Source organism: Nodularia chucula CCY0103 (genome assembly GCF_963923915.1).
Taxonomy (GTDB): Bacteria; Cyanobacteriota; Cyanobacteriia; order Cyanobacteriales; family Nostocaceae; genus Nodularia; species Nodularia chucula.
On the sequence record NZ_CAWUOL010000120.1, the window covers coordinates 1 to 14022 of the forward strand.

The 14022-nt window shown below is 39.6% G+C and carries 10 protein-coding genes; 3 read left to right on the top strand and 7 right to left on the bottom strand.

The window, feature by feature from the left end; translation table 11 throughout:
* Window positions 1-371 precede the first annotated feature (371 nt).
* Window positions 372-545, top strand: a complete 174-nt coding sequence (locus tag ACM0OP_RS21925) for a hypothetical protein (RefSeq protein WP_414530532.1) — start codon at window positions 372-374, stop codon at window positions 543-545.
* Between the two features lie 133 nt (window positions 546-678).
* Complete coding sequence (locus tag ACM0OP_RS21930) at window positions 679-855, top strand: hypothetical protein (RefSeq protein ID WP_414530533.1); 177 nt, start codon at window positions 679-681, stop codon at window positions 853-855.
* Between the two features lie 191 nt (window positions 856-1046).
* Here ACM0OP_RS21930 and ACM0OP_RS21935 read toward each other — a convergent pair whose 3' ends face one another.
* The 7 genes from ACM0OP_RS21935 to ACM0OP_RS21965 all read right to left on the bottom strand — a co-directional run bounded on the left by ACM0OP_RS21935 (window position 1047) and on the right by ACM0OP_RS21965 (window position 9552).
* Entirely contained in the window at window positions 1047-1790 is a 744-nt protein-coding gene (locus tag ACM0OP_RS21935) for a peptidylprolyl isomerase (protein WP_414530534.1), read from the bottom strand.
* Between the two features lie 114 nt (window positions 1791-1904).
* The gene (locus ACM0OP_RS21940; RefSeq protein ID WP_414530535.1) at window positions 1905-3485 is read right to left on the bottom strand and encodes an HlyD family efflux transporter periplasmic adaptor subunit; all 1581 of its coding nucleotides are present in this window, start codon (window positions 3483-3485) and stop codon (window positions 1905-1907) included.
* A gap of 50 nt (window positions 3486-3535) precedes the next feature.
* A complete protein-coding gene (locus tag ACM0OP_RS21945; RefSeq protein ID WP_414530536.1) occupies window positions 3536-6256 on the bottom strand; it encodes a peptidase domain-containing ABC transporter in 2721 nt (906 codons plus the stop codon).
* On the bottom strand, window positions 6150-6860 hold the full coding sequence (locus ACM0OP_RS21950) for a helix-turn-helix domain-containing protein (RefSeq protein ID WP_414530537.1): 711 nt from the start codon (window positions 6858-6860) through the stop codon (window positions 6150-6152). The genes ACM0OP_RS21945 and ACM0OP_RS21950 overlap by 107 nt, the downstream gene beginning before the upstream one ends.
* 207 nt (window positions 6861-7067) lie before the next feature.
* Window positions 7068-8036: an MvdD family ATP-grasp ribosomal peptide maturase gene (locus ACM0OP_RS21955; RefSeq protein WP_414530538.1), complete on the bottom strand. Its 969-nt coding sequence runs from the start codon at window positions 8034-8036 to the stop codon at window positions 7068-7070.
* A gap of 61 nt (window positions 8037-8097) precedes the next feature.
* A complete protein-coding gene (locus tag ACM0OP_RS21960; protein WP_414530539.1) occupies window positions 8098-9078 on the bottom strand; it encodes an MvdC family ATP-grasp ribosomal peptide maturase in 981 nt (326 codons plus the stop codon).
* A 132-nt stretch (window positions 9079-9210) separates the two neighbouring features.
* Entirely contained in the window at window positions 9211-9552 is a 342-nt protein-coding gene (locus ACM0OP_RS21965) for a microviridin/marinostatin family tricyclic proteinase inhibitor (protein ID WP_414530540.1), read from the bottom strand.
* Window positions 9553-10216: 664 nt separating this feature from the next.
* On the opposite strand from ACM0OP_RS21965, the gene bchH reads away from it, so the two are divergent.
* Complete coding sequence (gene bchH, locus ACM0OP_RS21970) at window positions 10217-13912, top strand: magnesium chelatase subunit H (protein WP_414530541.1); 3696 nt, start codon at window positions 10217-10219, stop codon at window positions 13910-13912.
* The last annotated feature ends 110 nt before the right edge of the window (window positions 13913-14022 follow it).

Below are 14022 nucleotides of genomic sequence, written 5' to 3' on the forward strand. Positions count from 1 at the left end.
TCTCCTCTTAACATTGCTTTATACATTTAGGTTTTGCCTCGCCCACCTACTTATTACAAAAATGCGATAAATACAAATGTCAACAGGGTTTGAGATGCGCTGACCCTGCTATGTAACAGAATGTAAAAATACCAAGATCCTTGTGGTTGCTTTACTCTACTTCCTTCAAATTAGCAGAGTTAGGACAAAAATATTTCATTTAATTAATTAAAATAAAAATTTGCTTTCTTGAAACATACAATCTGGACAATTATTGTTTTAATTATCAACCTTTTTTGTTACTATTTTGTCCTCTAAAAGAAAGCCAAGACTATTGCTTTTAAAAATAGAAGTAATAAAATTATTAATGTAAACCAATTGAGGATAAACTCATGCAAACAGCACAAATTACAATTGCAAATCTCAATCCTGAAATGTTTATTTCTGAACTTACTGCTGAGGAATTACTTTTAATCCAAGGTGGTGGTTTTGGAACTGATTTATTGAATGCAGTAAACGAAGTATGGAGAGATTTTAAAAGAGGTTTTGTTTCTGGAATGCAATAGTAGTTTTGACTCTATCTATGCAAAGTTCTCAAACCATTCATTGAGCCTTTATCTTTGAGGTTTAAGGGAGACTTTAAAAAGTCTAGCCATTCATTTTCATTTATTAATCATCATTGTGGAGATAATTGGAATCATGGAAGCTAAAATCCAAATTCAGGACATCAATTCAAACTTCCTCGTAGAGCTAACAGAATACGACTACCTAAATGCAATCTTTGGTGGTGCGACACCAACCACAGAAACTACATTAGCCAATGATATAGGTTGGGCAGTTGGTAGAGCGTATAGATGGGTGGCTAGCTGGTTCTAAATCTGGTAATGGTTTAAAAGATAATAGCTGTGCAATCATACACAGCTATTATCTTTTAATTTTGTAGATTGCAAAAACTTAGCTTAAATTCAGAAAATGTTCAATTTTATAACTCTAAAAAAACTGGAACCTGAAGTTATAAAATTGAATATTAGACATCAATTGTTTATTTTGTTCAGTTTTCAGAATTTTCAATTCTGAGAATTGAAACCGATAATAACTTCAGTCTGCTCAATCTCCTTTTTAATCCATGAATTAAATAAATCTGCTAAAATTTTAGGGCGCAACTGTTCTAATTCTGGTTGAATAATTTCTTCTACTAGAATTAAATAGGCTCCTCGTGAAGTCATGACTGGCTTAATTACCTGGGGTGGTTGAGCAGCAAAAACGGCAGCAGAAATTTCTGGTTTTAAATCTTTGCGATATACTATCCCTCGATAACCACCTTGGCGACGTAATTCTTTGTCCTGGATATATTGGCAAGCAACATCATGAAAACTCACTTCACCTTCATGAATTGCATAGAAAAGTTCCATTGCTAATTCTTCATCTTCCAGTACAACTTCATAAATAACAGCACCAAAATAATTTAACTGGTTTTGGAAAAAATAAGGTTCAACTTGGTCAGCAACAATATGTTTTGCTAATTTTGAAGAAATAATCGTGTGGTAAATTATATTTTCAAATTCTTGGATAGATAAACTATGTTTTTGTAGCCACTTCCAAGTCTCATCAGCATTTTCCAGTTTAGCAACTACTCGTAATTGATCTGCTGCTTTTTGAAGTTCTTCAACCTCTACTTTAATATCAGCTTCTTCAGCACTTGATGTAATGATTTTGCGGATAACAATTTGCTCCACTATTTCGGGAATTTTACAGGCTAGCTTGATTTGCTGAAGAATATCTTCGCTAGTAATAGTGATTGGTTGTGACATGATATTGTTTTTGGGTAATGTGGACAAAATTTCAGCTATAAGAGCGACTGAAAACAGATGATAAAAGAGAAGTCAGAATTTATTCCCTTTTATCTCATAATTATTGTTAAGCTTTTACAATTTCACTCCTCCTTGTTGTAATTTCTTGAATGGATCAATTAGAAAATCAATAATGCGACGCTGACGCACTATCACTTCAGCAGTTGCAGTATCCCCAGGATTTAAGGGAATACATTGATCACGACTAGGAATACAATGCTGATTCATCGCAATTTCTAAGTTATAAGCCGCTACTCTTCCCGCAGGTGTATCTATTTCTGTTGTGGTTGGAGAAATTTCTAATAATTCGCCGGCAATAACTCCATAATCTTGAAAAGGATAAGCATCAAATTTGAGCTTAACTGGTAATCCCTTTGCTAAAGAACCGCTTTCAGTTGTAGCCATTTGCGCTCTAATAATTAAAGGCGAATCTGTTGGGGCAATTTCGGCAATCATTGTGCCTGGCTGAACTACAGAACCAGCTTTTTCAATTGGTAACTGAAATACAGTCCCATTGACGTTTGCTTTTAAAATTCGTTGACTTATTTGAAACTCTAAAGACTGAATTTGGCTTTTAGTTTGAGCAATTTCTGCATTGAGTGTGGAAATTTCTGTGTCTATATTTTTTAATTGTTCCTGAGTTTTGAGTACCGCAAGTTTACCTACATGAGTTACTGTTTGATAACCATTTTCTTGTTCATTGAGCCGTAATTTAGCCTGTTCAATATCGGCATTAAATTGGCTAAGAGTCCGTTCATAACTACTCTGTTGTTCTGCTAACCTTAACTTAGCTTGTCGAATGTCTGACTTACTCTGTTCATATAATCTTTGCTGTTCTTTAGCGATATCTTGTTTTTCGATAACTGTAATTTCTGGGATAACCTCTTTTTCCCAAAGTTGACGGTAACGGTTAACTTCTCGTTGGGTACTGGCTAAACTACTTGCTATTAAGTTGTTAGCAGTTTGACTATACTCAAGCGTTTGCTGTGCTTGATTGACCTGAGATAATTTTTCTTCTTTTTGTAAATTAGATGAACTTCTAATAGCATTCAAGTTCTGTCGGGCTTGGTCTATTTGAGATTGTTTTTCTAACTCTTGAGATTGATTTTGTTGTTCTTGAGTGGCTAAAGCTACAACTAACTGGCTCTGTAACAAATTTAACTGCGATCGCCTATTTAATTGCCCTTGTAATCTGTCTTTTACCTGTCGTAACTCGGCTTGGACTAATTGAGATTCCATAACTAACAAAGTCTGTCCACTCTTAACTACATCACCCTCTTTCACTTGAATCTCAGCAACGGTTCCAGCAACAGGAGCATCCAGTCTTACTGTCTTACCTTGGGGTTCTAATCTGCCCCTAGCTACACCTGTTTCATCTACCCGCGAAAACATTGCCCAAGGTAAAATAATAGATACAAAAATAATTAAAAAGTATAGTAATCCTCTTGTCCAAACTTGTGGCAAGCTATCAAGCAAATCTTTGGTAACATGAGACCAATCATCGGTTGTGATAGCTATGGCTGATGTCTGAGATGTTTTCGTTTCCTGATTAAGTTCTGGTTTGGAAATAGCTGGATTTTGAGGTGTTAAAACTTCTTGATAGATTCCATCCTCATGAAGTTGGTTTTTTACTTGTCCATTTAATGTATCTGTCATAACTTCTCTGAAGATTAATAATGGATGGGAAAATTGAAAATTAGCTTGGGTTAGGCTGCGTTATCTAATTGCTGGTGATTCAGATAAAAATAATGTCCCCGTTTAGCCATTAACTCTTCGTGAGTACCACTCTCGATTAGCACACCCCGATCCAGCACCAAGATTAAATCTGCATTGCGTACAGTTGAGAGACGATGAGCAATTACCAATGTGGTTCTTCCCTTGAGGATGGTATTTAAATTACTCTGAATAATTCGCTCCGATTCAGCATCTAAATGGGAAGTAGCTTCGTCTAAAATTAACAGTTGGGGATTACCTAATAATGCTCTGGCGATCGCAATTCTTTGTCGTTGTCCACCAGACAACATTCCCCCACCTTCACCGATTTGACTTTCATAGCCCATAGGCATTTTTTTGATAAACTCATCAGCACCCGCTAATTGTGCTGCTTCAATAATTTCTTCTAACTTTGCCCCCGGATATCCTAAGCTAATATTCTCTCGAATTGTGCCGCCAAATAGAAAAGTATCTTGGTCAACTACCCCAACTTGTTCCCTTAAAGAACGTAAGGAAAGGCTAGTAATATCTTGTCCATCAATTAAGACCTTGCCATCTGTAGGCGGATACAACCCCAAAGCTAACTTAGAAATAGTTGTCTTTCCTGAACCACTCCGACCGACTAAAGCCACCATCTGCCCTGGTTTAACCCTAAAGCTGAGGTTTTCTAAAACGTTAATATCACTTTCTTGATGATAGCGGAATGTCACATGATCAAAGTGAATATGTCCTTTAATTGATGGTAAAGATTGCCTGGCTTGATGCTGTAAATCTTCTTCTGGTTCTGCATCTAATACATCATTAATTCTTTCTACTGCAATGGTGACTTCTTGTAATTCACTCCACAAAACTGTTAATCTCTGAAATGGCGCAATCACATTTCCTAACAACATATTAAATGCTACTAACTGACCAATAGTTAACTGATTGTGAATGACTTGATATGCCCCAAACCATAATAAAGTAGTAGTAACAATTGCATGAATGGAATTACTAAATATTTGCAGACGATTACCAATAATTTGCCCAGCAAACCCAGTTTTAATTTCCTTATGCAATAATTCTTCCCAATGCCAACGCACTGTCTGTTCTACTGCTGTAGACTTCACTGTTCTGACACCAGAAAGAGTTTCAATTAGATAACTACTTTCAGTAGCATAGGCACTAAAAATCTCTCTGGAAATTTTGCGTAAAAAAGGTGTGGCGACCAAAGCCAATAGCACAAAAGGTGGCACAATTACTAAGGATAACAATGCCATTTTCCAGCTATACCAAAACATTAATCCTAGATAGATAAAAACAGTTAGTAAATCTAGCAGGATAGATAATGCTTCACCAGAAAGAAAGCGTTGAATTTTGCGATTTTCTTGGACGCGAGAGGTAATATCCCCCACATAACGGGACTCAAAGTAACTGAGGGGTAGGCGCAGAGTGTGGCGAATAAATGCCACGATTAATGCTACATCTATTTTATTAGCCGTGTGGTCTAATAAATATTGCCGCAAACCCATCATTGCTACACGGAATAAACTAAAAATTAGTAATCCTAAGCCAACGGCAAATAAGGTAAGTTCAGAACGCTGTACTACTACTCTGTCTAAAATTAACTGAGTGAATAAAGGGGTAATCAGTCCAAATATCTGAATAAACACAGATGCGGCAAATACTTCCAACATGACCAAGCTGTGAGGCTTGAGTAGTTCAAAGAATTGCCAGAAGGGTGTAATCGTATCTTTGGTATCTTTTAAAAAGGCTGTGGGTTGCAGCAGCAGTGTATAGCCAGTCCAATCTGCTTTAAATTCACCATGAGTCAGAGTCCGTTGACCAATTGCTGGGTCGGCGACAATCACAGATTTCTGGGTAATTTCATAAACCACAATGTAATGTTTGCCTTCCCAGTGAACAATCGCAGGTAGCTTTTGCTTGGCTAACTGATCTAGACTGGCTTTTACTGGTCGTGTGCTAAACCCAATACTTTCTGCTGCTGTGGATAAACCACGCAAAGATGCACCATTACGGTCAACATTAGCAATATCCCGTAAACGATTCACACTAAAGCGTTTACCCCAATAACGAGACACCATAACTAAACAAGCTGCGCCACAATCTGATGCACTTTGTTGGTTAAAAAATGGGTAACGGCGAATTGTTCGTTGTAATAAATGTCCAACTCGCTGGTTAGGACTGGGAAAGTAAGCTTTGCTAAGTTTTTTGTCTAGCGGAGGTTCTGTAACTGGTGTTACTGGTGCTGAGGGAATTTCGGTTTGATTGTGTTGAGGTGATTGATCGTAACCCACCAACAGCGAATTATAGGCATTTGCTTTAGCTAGTAAATGCTCTTTAATTGGGGGATATTTAATCATTAAGGCCGATAAAACTGCGGCAGGAATAAAGCATAGTTGTAAATTAACACTTGCTCTAGCCCCATAGGGTTGGAAGTTAGTCTCTGGGAATAAGGTAAATTCCCCAAAAGATTCTCCAGATCCCAATGTGGTAATTAACTCTCCATGATTATTTAACAACCTGACTTTGCCTGCGATCGCAATATATACTCCAGCTTCTGCATCTTCTCCTTGCCAAAACTTTCCGACTTTCGGGCTAAGAAATTTAAATTGTTGGTAGTAGCGCTGAAATTCCGCTTCGTCCAGTGAATGACCTAATGCATGGTTGAACTGTTGTAAAAAAACCACAGGATCGGATAGATTTTGCACCATAAGTTTCTGACTCCATACCTAATTTTGCGAATTGAATAGGCAGAAATCCGTTATTTTCGGGGATGTTGTCGGATTTCAGGTCGTGAATCAATATGCTGGAACTTTTCGTATTTTCAGATCCTGCTTCCGGCTGGTTATTGGTTTTTGGGCGCGTGGATAATCCCATTTGTTTGAGGAGTCGCTTGATGTGGCGATCGCTCACTTCAATTCCCAATTCTTTAGCCAAATGTATCCGCAGCCAGTTAGCTGTCCAGCGCCTAAAAGCATAGCCATAATCGCGGGGACTATTTAAAACCAGTTCTTTTAACCGTTGTAAATATTCGTCATTGACTGCTTTCGGGCGACCAATGGGACAATCTTGCCATTGATGCGCCATCCCAGTACGGGCTATGTGCATCCAATGTCTAACTGTTGCTGGACAACATCCTAAAGTTTTACAAATTTCTGTTTGAGATTTTCCCTCGTCTGCTAAAAGCATAATTTTAATGCGCTGACGATAGGAATCAGGTAAATTTTCTTGTAAACTTTTCTCTAGAAGTTTTAATTGAAAAGGGGTTAAATATTTCCCTGGGCAACTGTCTACAATTTTCGTTTTATTATTCATTTGAACATGAGATATAAGCAGAAATTATGGACAATCGTGCTACTAGACGCGACTTCCCTTTGTTTTATTTTTATCAACAGACATAATATTAACCTTTCATTTTCCAAAAACCTGCTACTTACATTTAAGTTTCGGTTAAATTTAGATTAAACTTTTTTTTAATAATTACGTAATAATACTAATTGTTATTATTCACCATTCTGATAACTATTGATTGAGTAAAAGTTGGGCGATCGCACCGGAAATAGGTAAACCAGGACAACGTTCCAACCAAAAGAACTCTCCCACAGGGTTAACTTCTAAAAATACGTGGCGATGATCAGGGGTAACAATGATATCAATTGCCCCATAATTTAAACCAAAATAAGCCATCAGTTGCAACAATTTCTCTTGCACATCTTGGGGTAAAGTATAGGATTCCCAAGCATTCAGTAAAGCCGCTCCTTGTTTGCGCCAATCATGACGCGCCTGAATTAAAGCTTGAGAATCCACCGCAGCTGTAAATATACAGTTACCTACAATTGTCACCCGTAACTCCAATTCCTTGGGAACTTGTTCTTGAAATGTCATCGGACAGAAACGCAAGCCATCCAAATGCTCTAAATCTGCGGATGAAACAGGATTTGTAAACACCACCTGCTCTCGTCCCTGTTGATCATAAACAGCAAAAGAAGAAAGCATTTTTGTAATCATTCCCTGCTGACATTCCCCAGCAAATTGCTTCACAGCTTGGGGATTATTTGTAGTTAATGTCCGTGGAGTTTCTAACCCAATTTTTCGTGCTACTTGTAATTGCAGTTGCTTATTTTCCGCACGACGAATATTTGGGAGGTGATCGAGGTGAAAACCCTGAATACTCGCAATCATTCCTTGAATGGTAACGCGGGATTCTTGAATTGATGCTGTTCGTAATTGCTTATCCATACTGTGAGGAATTTTTGCCCCCATAGCAATCCGCCGATACCAAACTGCTGACACTTGATTTAAATCTAGGGTCTGATCATCAGCAACCAGAGTACATCGTTCGCTATCACCATAATAAACATCTAGTTGTACTTCTGTAGGAAATCGGTCTGTGTCAAAACGAAAGGCTTTACCTCCTTGCTCTTCAATGGCTTGAGTCACTAAAGAAATACTTTCATTGTCTTGGCTGTGAGTAATTATTAAAACATTCATATATAGTTGGGGAGTGGGGAGTGGGGAGTAGGGAGTAATTAGTGAACTTTTGACAGGATTTTTAAATATCTACTAAAGCATCAGCGATCGCATCGGAAATGGGATAATTTAAATCTCTCTCCAGCATTCCCCATTCCCCCGTAGGATTAACCTCTAAAAAAACATATTCTTCCAATGGAGTAACTATAAAATCAAAAGCGCCAAACTTCAACCCCAACCGTTCCATAAAATCATCAAGACGACGGATCAAATCATCAGGTAATTTCTCAGATTTCCATACAGCAGAATCTTGATTAGCACGTCGCCAATCTTGGGTAGATACGTCATAACCAGAAGCATCTAATGCCCCCACAAACAAGTTACCATTTACATACACAGCCCGTAATTCCCGATTTTTAGAAATTTGTTCTTGAAAAACCATTGGACAATAGCGCAAAGTTTCAGCATCTTGTAAATCTTCCTTTTTCACTCTGCTGGTGTACATAAAAAAAGAAGATCCTTCCATCCCATAAGAAAGAGGCTTCAATAGCTTAGTCACCATTTTGCCATTAACTTGGTCGAAAAACTCTCTAACTTTCTCCGCATTATTAGTTACCAGAGTTTGAGGGATTACCAGACCAACTTCCGCCGCCACTCTTAATTGATATAGCTTATTTTCTGCCGCATTAATTTTGTGGATATCATCTACCCACCTAGCATCTCTCAAACTGTCCCAAAAACCATCGAAAACTGCTAGTGATTCTCTGGTAGAAGCTACTCGAAATTGTGGGGATAACTTATCACCCAAATCAGGTGGCCATAAACGCCGCATCCATACAGACTTTACCTGCTGAGTGTCAAAAGAAATATCTGCATATTCTAATCTGTGATGACTTTGAGAATTATTAAAATAAGCCTGAATTTTGATATCCATCGGAAACTTATCAGTATCCAGGCGAAATGACTGGACATTTCTTCTCGATAAAGCTTCAGCTACTCTATCTATAGTGAAGTAGTCGCCACTGTGGGTAATTAATAAAACTAAATCATCTTTCAGGTGCATACAAAACTTGGTAAATTTCAATCCATATTTATTAGTAAACCAACCCTTTAACTGGGTTGGTAGCAAGAATAATATTCATCTATCGCCGACAATTTTTAAAGCCACTGACTGAGTGTAATCAACATTCGGAAATTATGCGATATCAGGAGAACTCTCTTCATTATCAGAAGGGTACTTCATAGTTGAAACAGACCCATTACCAAATGAGGGAAGTTGAGGCCTGATGAAGCCACTATTTCCATTACCAAATGAGGGAGGCTGGATTGAGCCACTATCTTCATTATCAGAAGGAAACTTCAGAGTTACAGCATACTCATCACTATCAGAAGGAAACTTTCTTGTGGCGAATATTCTTCCCCCTGTAACCATTTCCGATTGTTCCTCTGTCACCTCTTCACAGGTTTGACCTTCGAGAAATCTAGCAAAGAATGGAACTGTTTCTGAATTCAAATCTTCGGGTTTATTGTTAGACATAATTTTCTCCGAAAAAAATAAATACCTAAAGCCAAATTTATACCAATTAACAGATTACTACATATTTTCTAAACCTACAAGAATTGAATCATATTTCAATAAAACTTAATTTTATCGCTGTCTTGAAATGATCTTGTCCGAAATTTTAAGTAATATAGATGGGGAGTAGTAGGAAGAAGCAGAGGGGTAGGGGGAAGGGTGCAAGGGAGAAGAGAAAAGGTTGTTTGTCGTCCGTGTCAAGTAATTTCTAACTCCCCCTGCTCTCTTGCTTCTTATGGGGAGTGGGGTAAAAGCCTTTAGTTGTCTAACTTTTATGATCAGTTTATGTCCTAACTTCCTTGGCAGTTGCTATATCTAAAAACAGTTAAATAATCCCATCTAGAAAATATCAAGTATGTGCGATGTTCTTACCCTGATAAAAAAGCCCCTCAGTCGCTAGCCAAGTAACTGAGGGATTCTGCAAGTCGGTATTTTTGCACAAATATATATGCGAAATTAACAATACCAATACAATAAAGACAACGTATGCCAAATTGCCAAAATACTGATACGAAGTATTGTCTTCTGTCTTAGGATAGATTTCCAGAATTATTTGTGGGGAATAGTTCAATCTAGCTAAACCATGTTTAAGATCGTATTTAAAGGTATCTTTTGTAGCTGACCCATGAAACGCATAGTTTTAATTGCTGGATTTGAATCTTTTAATGCTGACTTGTACAGAAAAGCGGCTGAGGTTGCTAAATCGCGCTGTCCTGATTTGGATATTCAGGTATTTAGCGATGCCTTCGGCGAGCAAAGCTATCGCCATATTACCAGTCAGCGCAACGAAGTAGAAGCAGCACTAGATGGCGCTGATGTATTTTTCGGTAGTCTGCTATTTGATTATGACCAAGTTTTGTGGTTGCGCGATCGCATTGACCAAATTCCCATCCGTTTGGTGTTCGAGTCAGCCTTAGAACTGATGAGTTTAACCAAACTGGGTATTTTTGCCATTGGCGACAAACCCAAAGGAATGCCCAAACCCGTTAAATTTATCCTGGATAAATTCAGCAATGGAAGGGAAGAAGACAAACTCGCTGGTTATATTAGCTTCTTAAAAATTGGTCCCAAACTTTTAAAATTCGTCCCAGTTCAGAAAGTCCAAGACTTACGCAACTGGTTAATTATTTATGGATACTGGAACGCTGGCGGTGCAGAAAACGTCGCCGCATTATTTTGGATATTAGCAGAAAAATACTTAGATTTAAAAGTTGGAGATATTCCCCCACCCATTCAAACCCCCGACATGGGTTTACTTCATCCCGAATATCAAGGATTTTTTACATCACCCCGTGAATATTTAGACTGGTATAAAAATCAGAGAATCAGCAAAACTCCCCACTCCCCAGTCATCGGGATTTTACTCTACCGCAAGCACGTCATTACCAAACAACCATATATTCCCCAACTGATTCGCCGTTTTGAAGAAGCCAGGTTAATCCCCTTACCCATTTTTATCAACGGTGTAGAAGGACACGTAGCAGTCAGAGATTGGATGACCACCGACTACGAAACCCAGCAAAGACAAAAAGGTAATACAGAAACTCTCTCACTTTCTGCTCAAGCCGTCCAGGTAGATGCAATTGTTTCTACCATTGGCTTTCCTCTCGTGGGTGGTCCCGCAGGTTCAATGGAAGCAGGGCGACAGGTGGAAGTAGCTAAACGCATCCTCGCTGCCAAGAATGTACCCTATATAGTAGCTGCACCTCTGCTAATTCAAGACATTCATTCCTGGACGCGTCAAGGTGTGGGCGGACTGCAAAGTGTTGTATTGTATGCTTTACCTGAACTGGATGGGGCGATTGACACCATTCCCCTGGGAGGGTTGGTAGGAGAACAGATTTATCTAATTCCCGAACGAGTCCAGCGCTTAATTGGTAGAGTCAAAAATTGGATTGCTTTACGCCAAAAGTCAGCAGCAGAACGCAAAATAGCGGTTATTTTATATGGATTTCCCCCCGGATATGGGGCTGTAGGGACTGCCGCTTTGTTAAATGTTCCCCGGAGTCTAATTAAGTTTCTCCACGCCCTCAAAGACCAAGGTTATGAGGTTGGTGATATTCCTGAAGATGGCGAAGAGTTGATTCGTCAGGTGAAAGCAGCAGATGAGGAAATGGAAACATGGGAAAAAAATAAACCTTTTCCCGCATCTGCAAATACTGTACATTTCCGGAAGTTAGAAAAATGGTTGGGATATCTGCTAACTTCCCGTATTGAAAAACAATGGAAGTCTTTAACGGGAACTGGAATTAAAACTTATGGGGAGGAATTGCATATTGGTGGTGTGCAGTTAGGTAATGTTTGGATTGGTGTCCAGCCACCTTTGGGTATACAAGGCGACCCCATGCGGTTAATGTTTGAACGAGATTTAACTCCTCATCCCCAATATGCAGCTTTTTATAAATGGCTACAAAATGATTTTGCGGCTGATGCTGTGGTTCATTTCGGGATGCACGGAACTGTAGAATGGTTGCCGGGTTCACCGTTGGGTAATACTGGTTATTCTTGGTCGGATATTCTGCTGGGGAATTTGCCTAATCTATATATATATGCGGCGAATAATCCTTCTGAGTCGATGTTGGCGAAGCGTCGCGGTTATGGGGTGTTAATTTCGCACAATGTACCTCCTTATGGTCGGGCTGGTTTGTATAAGGAGTTGCTATCTTTACGGGATTTGATTGCGGAGTATCGAGAAGATCCGCAGAAGAATTATCTGTTGAAGGAGGTGATTTGTAAGAAGATTGTTGATTCTGGTTTGGATGCTGATTGTCCTTTTGCTGATGCTAAACGTTTAGGGATTGCTTTTAGTCCTGAGAGTGTGAGAATGTTTAGCGCCCATGCTTTTGATGGTTATTTGGTGAGGTTGTACGAATATTTGCAGGTATTGGAGAATCGTTTGTTTTCTTCGGGTTTGCATATTTTGGGGGAACCGCCGAATGAGGAGGGGTTGGCTGGGTATTTGGATGCTTATTTTGGTAACGAACCGCCAAGTCGCCAAGGTCGCCAAGAGGAGGAGGGGTTAGTTAGTGATTTGTTGATGCGGTGTACTGATGAGTTGGGGAGTTTGTTACGGGGTTTAAATGGTGAGTATATTTTGCCTGCGCCTGGGGGTGATTTGTTACGGGATGGGGCTGGGGTGCTGCCTACGGGGAGGAATATTCACGCTTTAGACCCTTATAGAATGCCTTCTCCGGCGGCTTTTGCACGGGGGCGGGAAATTGGTCAGAAAATTATCGCCCAGCATTTGGCTGAACATGGGAGTTATCCGGAAACGGTGGCGGTAATGCTATGGGGTTTGGATGCGATTAAGACTAAGGGTGAGTCTCTGGGGATTCTTTTGGAGTTGGTGGGGGCTGAACCTGTGAAGGAAGGAACTGGGCGCATTGTGCGTTATCAGTTGCAGCCTTTGGCGCAGGTGGGACATCCTAGAATTGATATTTTGGGGAATTTGTCGGGGATTTTCCGTGATAGTTTTGTGAATATTATTGAGTTATTGGATGATTTGTTTCAACGGGCGGCTGATGCTGATGAACCGGAAGACGAGAATTTTATCAGAAAACACGCTTTGGCTTTGCAGGCGCAAGGTGTAGAGAATAGTTCTGCAAGATTGTTTTCTAATCCGGCTGGTGATTTCGGTTCTTTGGTAAATGATCAGGTGGTTGATGGGAATTGGGAATCTGGGGAAGAGTTGGGTAATACTTGGCAAGGTCGTAATGTGTTTAGCTATGGTAGACAAGATAAGGGTCAAGCTAGACCAGAGATTTTAAATGCTTTATTAAAAACAAGCGATCGCATTGTTCAAGAAATCGATTCTGTGGAATACGGTTTAACTGATATTCAAGAATATTACGCTAATACTGGCGGTTTGAAAAAGGCAGCAGAAATGCAACGGGGTAAGAAGGTGACAACTAGCTTTGTGGAAAGTTTCTCGAAGGATACCACACCCCGGAATTTAGAAGATTTACTCAGAATGGAGTACCGCAGTAAGTTAGTCAATCCCAAATGGGCGCAAGCTATGGCGAATCAAGGTTCTGGTGGCGCGTTTGAGATTTCCCAACGGATGACGGCGTTAATTGGTTGGGGTGGGACTGCCGATTTTCAAGATGATTGGGTTTATGACCAAGCGGCTGATACTTATGCTTTGGATGCAGAGATGGCAGATAAGTTACGCAAGGCTAATCCTGAAGCTTTTCGGAATATTTTGAGCCGAATGATTGAGGCGCATGGGCGGGGTATTTGGCAAGCTGATCAAGATAAGTTGGATAAGTTGCGTCAGTTATATGAGTTGAGTGATGAACAATTGGAAGGGGTGACTGTGTGAATATGGATTGGTGTCACGCAGAGGCGCAGAGAGGAGGAGTTTTAAAAGGCGAATATAACCCACATTCCGCACCCTTAGCTGTCACACAGGGAAATTACGGAAACAAGAAA

Coding starts and splice junctions, on each gene's coding strand:
- ACM0OP_RS21955 (WP_414530538.1), bottom strand. CDS start 8,036: ATGAATGTTTTAATAATTACTCACAGCCAAGACAATGAAAGTATTTCT.
- ACM0OP_RS21935 (WP_414530534.1), bottom strand. CDS start 1,790: ATGTCACAACCAATCACTATTACTAGCGAAGATATTCTTCAGCAAATC.
- bchH (WP_414530541.1), top strand. CDS start 10,217: ATGAAACGCATAGTTTTAATTGCTGGATTTGAATCTTTTAATGCTGAC.
- ACM0OP_RS21960 (WP_414530539.1), bottom strand. CDS start 9,078: ATGCACCTGAAAGATGATTTAGTTTTATTAATTACCCACAGTGGCGAC.
- ACM0OP_RS21925 (WP_414530532.1), top strand. CDS start 372: ATGCAAACAGCACAAATTACAATTGCAAATCTCAATCCTGAAATGTTT.
- ACM0OP_RS21930 (WP_414530533.1), top strand. CDS start 679: ATGGAAGCTAAAATCCAAATTCAGGACATCAATTCAAACTTCCTCGTA.
- ACM0OP_RS21945 (WP_414530536.1), bottom strand. CDS start 6,256: ATGGTGCAAAATCTATCCGATCCTGTGGTTTTTTTACAACAGTTCAAC.
- ACM0OP_RS21965 (WP_414530540.1), bottom strand. CDS start 9,552: ATGTCTAACAATAAACCCGAAGATTTGAATTCAGAAACAGTTCCATTC.
- ACM0OP_RS21940 (WP_414530535.1), bottom strand. CDS start 3,485: ATGACAGATACATTAAATGGACAAGTAAAAAACCAACTTCATGAGGAT.
- ACM0OP_RS21950 (WP_414530537.1), bottom strand. CDS start 6,860: ATGAATAATAAAACGAAAATTGTAGACAGTTGCCCAGGGAAATATTTA.